1 protein-coding gene and 1 pseudogene are annotated in these 2,576 nt (G+C 40.5%); one reads left to right on the top strand and one right to left on the bottom strand.

The window, feature by feature from the left end; translation table 11 throughout:
- On the top strand, positions 1 to 490 hold a 490-nt coding region (locus FJR05_RS00130; RefSeq protein WP_371416754.1), incomplete at its 5' end, for a calcium-binding protein.
- A gap of 75 nt (positions 491 to 565) precedes the next feature.
- Here the strand turns inward: FJR05_RS00130 and FJR05_RS00125 are convergent.
- Positions 566 to 2,576: pseudogene (locus FJR05_RS00125) on the bottom strand (hypothetical protein); the annotation flags it as partial.

The raw sequence follows: 2,576 nt of genomic DNA, 5'->3' as shown, positions 1-2,576 counted from the left end.
TCTGTCTCCAGTTGGCGATAATAATATCTTTGGTGGTAGTGGAGCAGATACTATTGATGTGAGTAAGAGCGATCGCGCCTTTGGTGGTTCTGGCAACGATACCTTCTATGCTTTAGATGGACAAGGTGGCAACCGTCTTTCCGGTGGTGTAGGAGATGATACCTTCTTCTTGGGGGCAGGCGATCGGGCTTTGGGTGGTGAAGGTAACGATATTTTCTACGTTCAAGAGGGTGGTGATAACTTAATCTCCGGTGGTGCTGGTGCTGACAAGTTCTATATCCTCACTGGTGATATACCTGCTACTACCAACACCATTGTTGACTTCGATATGGGTACTGATGTCTTAGGTATTCGTGGTCAAGGCGCTAGTTTTGATTTCAATGACCTGACTTTAATTGACAATAGTATTATCGTAGGCAGTACAACTATTGCTATCTTGAACGGATTTGATACTACCAGGTTGACTGCTACTAATTTCAGCTTTGTCTAAAAACGATAGCAGTCATTTTTGATTCTTGACTTTTCAAAAGTCTAAGATGCCCGATTTCTCTAACGGGCATCTTTTTTAGTTCAACTCAATATCCTGACTGTTATCAAGATGTCCATTTTCTGATACTTCATGTTTTTCATAAAGTAATCTCTCCCTCTCTAAAATCATCTCCTCTAACTCACTTGCGGCTGCTTCTGACAGTGGAAATATCTCTTCTCCTGTGTGAATATTCCCTCGACAAATCGTTCGCTTATTCTCATTCCGCACAATAAAATCACCACTAGACTGAACATAAGCCGTCCACTGTCCACCAATTTTGAATTGCTCAATTTCCTTACTTTCAGATTGATTGGTCTGTCGCTGTTCGTAAGTAATACCAATTGCTTCTACCAAATTATCAAACATTTCCTTACGCCAAAATTCACGGTGAATAGCTCGCAATTCCCCAGCATTATCTAAGTTTGGTTCTGATTCCGCTAATGTCACCTCTGGTAACTCTATCGAATCAGCATTAACCTTGAGAATAATACTAGAACCTTCTGGTTTTAACGTAGCTGCAAATGTAGTTCCCACAGGCAACTTCGGACTATCAGGTGCAAAAGTGCCTAAATTCTGACCATCAATTTGTAATATTGGTGTCCCGTTATAACGATAAAAGTCTGGGTGTGATTCAGGTAATTCAAAAACTCCTACTTCTAGAGTCACACTCCGCTTTCTCCATTGCTGACTGGCAAAGTTTTCATCAGCAAAATCATTGTATTTAATCCCCAACACTTTCATTTCTGCAAACTGAAAATCCTGAAGCTGTTGACATACTTCCTCAGTAAATAAATTATATGCCAAAGCCCCCACACCCGCATCCTGACGTGATGTTGCCCAACTATGATCTACCGGCGGGATAATTCGTAAATCTTTGGGGATATTCAATTCATCTAAATCATGAATATTGTCACCAAATTTAGCCGCTAATTTCTCAACTAATTTGGGAGATAAATCTTTAAACGCAAATTCAATCACAGGTAATTGGGGATGAATAGTGGCATCAAATTCAATTCCCTTTTGTTCTAAAGACTCCTTCCATTTAATCGCATCTTTCCCAAACGGAACAGTCAAAACATAAGTATTTTGTGGTAATGCTGCACTAGGCATTTCATAATTATGCTCAAACGAAAACGTAATTTCCATCTGTGCTGCCAACTGTAAACATTCCTTACGATGTCGGTCTAATTCTGGACGAGTGTGTTGTGTGTGCCACAGTGCTGCTGCACCCTCAAATCTATCCTCTGAAGTGGTGAACAATTCATCAATTTCGGCTCTGTAACTATCGTAAAGTTTGCCCAATTCTTCATTAAATGCTTCTCTATCATCTCCCACCCGTTCTTTAATTTCATCTCTCGATTGTTGAAACCTAGTTTTTAATTCTTCTGCCCATTCTAAGGCATCTACAAATAAGGTTTCTTTGGGAAATAAATAACGAAATTCATGTCTATCTCTACTGCGAATCCGCGTTGGTTCCCACAAGGGATTTACTACTTCTCTGGCCATCACATTTATTGCTCCTGGGGCATCTGCTGGCATAGCAAAGGAACGATAAAGCCGGTCATCTTTTTTAAAGTCAAAGAAGTAACTTGGATGGGATTCTGACCATTTTTTAGCATCTGCTAATAAATTCGCACCATCAATTTCTTTGATGTCTTCTAATCTTTCGGCACTTTTGGGTGAATCTACTTCTACTTGTAGTGCTTGAAAAAGACGATTGAGCAGCTTCCTTTGTCGTCTGGTAAATCGTTCGCTATTTTCACCTTCACCCGGCATTGAGGACTGGACACGCCCAATGTTTGTTGCTACTAGACCTACTTTATTTTGACTGCTGGCAGCGGCAATTTGCGATAAATCACGGTATTTTAAATTGCCTTCTTCATCTGTAATTTCGGTGTATGCCAGTTTAGGACGTTGTTTAACTGGTTTAAAATGTCCGGGTTCACCTGCGCGGAGTGTTTCTTTGGCAATATTGGGCAGTTTATTAGCAGAACTAACCATTAATTGGTCGCCGTCAAAATCAGCTTGGTGATATTCCTCAGCGTCT

This window comes from Dolichospermum sp. UHCC 0259 (assembly GCF_009711935.1).
Lineage (GTDB): Bacteria > Cyanobacteriota > Cyanobacteriia > Cyanobacteriales > Nostocaceae > Dolichospermum.
This window is presented reverse-complemented; position numbering and strand designations above follow the sequence as displayed.